This window comes from Allokutzneria sp. NRRL B-24872 (genome assembly GCF_002155965.1).
Taxonomy (GTDB): Bacteria; Actinomycetota; Actinomycetes; order Mycobacteriales; family Pseudonocardiaceae; genus Allokutzneria.
On sequence record NZ_MUMH01000025.1, the window covers coordinates 1 to 1,494 of the forward strand.

Here is a 1,494-nt window from a genome sequence, read left to right on the forward strand (position 1 = left end):
ACTGATCGGGGCGCGGCGCCTTGTCCTGCTGCTCCAGCGCGACCCGCGCCGCCGCGTGCAGGACCTGAGCAGCGTCGGTGTCGTCCTGCCGCGTCGCGGTGTTGCCGAACACCACCGCGCCGGTGATCACCGCTGCCGTCCCGAGCGCGGTCACCGTCATCCACCCGAACCTGCGTGGCGCCTTCGCGGTCCGCGCTGCCGCCATCAACCGAGCGCGCGCCGGGGCCAAGTCGTTGGGGCGCACCGTCTCCTGGGCCGCGCCGAACTCGCGAACGAGCTGCATGTCATCCATTGCTGCGAATCCTTTCGGAGAGCGGGGTGGCGTTCCGCTGCGGCACGTCGAGCACGGCGCGCACCTTCCTGCGGGCCCTGTNNCAGCTCCGCCAGCGCCGCCGCCAGCAACGTGTTCATCGCCTGCGCCGTCACCTGCGCCGCGACCAGGTCCGCGTGGCAGGTCTCGGAGAACTCCGCCGGGACCGCCGCCGCGAGCCGGTACTGCTTCGCTTCGTCGCGCCGGTGCTGCGCGATGAGCTTGGTTGCCATCCCGTAGAGCCACGGCCGCGCGTCGGCCCTGGTGAAGTCGTAGCGCCCGCGCTTGCGAAAGGCCGCCAGGAACGTCTCGGCCACCAGGTCGTCGGCTATCTGCGGTCCGAGCCTGCGCGTCAGGTAACGCTGGATCGCGGGCGCGTGCCGGTCGAAGAGGACTCCGAAGTCCTCCGGTTCGGCCAGCGACGCCCTGATCACCGTCGCGTCGTCGTCAGTGGTGTTCACACCCGTACTCCGCGAGAAGCCGGGATCGAGTTCACGGCGACTGACGGCAGAGTTGGTCCGCCAACCGCGTCGTCTCCGGCACCCGGTACTTCGGCGTCAGCAGCAGCGTCAACGCGCACGCGCTGTCCAGGTCCGTGCGGTGCCCCACCGAGACGAACACCGGCTTCACCCCGTCCCTGGTCCGCAACGCCGCGCCGACCTCGCCCCCGTCGTCATGGAGCAGGGGAGCCCGCGCCCCTCGCTCCGGCCCCGGCATCTCGTAGCGCCCGAGCGGCGTCTTCGCCACCCCGATCGCGGGCAACCCCGTGATCACCCCGAGGTGGCACGCCAACCCGAACCTGCGCGGGTGCGCCAACCCCTGCCCGTCGCAGACGAGAACGTCGGGTGCTTCGTCGAGCCCGTCCAGCGCCGCCAGCAAAGTCGGCACCTCGCGAAAGGCGAACAGCCCTGGGATGTAAGGAAAAATCGTCTCCCCTTCCGCGACGCTCGTCTGGACCACCTCCAGCGTCGCCACCTCCAAGACCACCGCCGCCGCGACGATCCGGTCTCCGGTGTAGTCCACGTCCAGCCCGACCGCCGTGCGCGCCGCGCTCACGTCCGTCCCGCTCAGTTCCACGCGGTGCCTCAGCCGTTGCTGGATCTCGACGGCTTCCGCTTCGGTGCCCGGTGTGCGCATTCCGCCAGTATCCCGGGTGCGCCGTATCCAGCGTGGGGTCGGCTTGA

Annotated in this window: 2 protein-coding genes; both read right to left on the reverse strand. The window is 70.8% G+C overall.

The window, feature by feature from the left end; genetic code table 11:
- Positions 1-204: 204 nt before the first annotated feature.
- Positions 205-771, reverse strand: a complete 567-nt coding sequence (locus CCN37_RS07465; protein ID WP_086819941.1) for an RNA polymerase sigma factor — start codon at positions 769-771, stop codon at positions 205-207.
- Positions 772-802: 31 nt separating this feature from the next.
- Positions 803-1,447, reverse strand: coding sequence for an endonuclease V (locus CCN37_RS07470; protein WP_086819942.1), 645 nt, complete (start codon positions 1,445-1,447; stop codon positions 803-805).
- Positions 1,448-1,494: the final 47 nt, after the last annotated feature.

Excerpts from the sequence above, each read along its gene's own strand:
- CCN37_RS07470 (WP_086819942.1), bottom strand. The coding sequence starts at position 1,447 with ATGCGCACACCGGGCACCGAAGCGGAAGCCGTCGAGATCCAGCAACGG.